Source organism: Crenobacter sp. CS_VA4, from assembly GCF_055597485.1.
Window position 1 is genome coordinate 1 of record NZ_JBVMAE010000174.1, and the last position, 246, is coordinate 246.

The window sequence follows — 246 nt, forward strand, 5'->3', positions numbered from 1 at the left end:
TCACGATCCCGCCCTCTTTCTCGATCGCGTCGAGCGCGGAGTCGAGATGGGGGCCGCACTCGCATTTCAGCGAGCCGAACGCCTCGCCGGTCAGGCACTCCGAGTGCACGCGCACCAGTGCGGTCTCACTGAGCTCGCCCGAGACGACCGCGATGTGGTCGGTGCCGGTGACGCGGTCCTTGTAGGCCAGGAAGCGGAAGGTGCCGTGCGTGGTGGGCACCGTGGCGTCGGCACGCAGACTCACCC

The 246-nt window shown here is 68.7% G+C and carries 1 protein-coding gene; it reads right to left on the reverse strand.

The features are described 5' to 3' along the window. Positions 1-246, reverse strand: a 246-nt coding sequence (locus ACZ2IA_RS23200; RefSeq protein ID WP_470294934.1) for a GTP cyclohydrolase II, incomplete at both ends; no start/stop codon positions are given.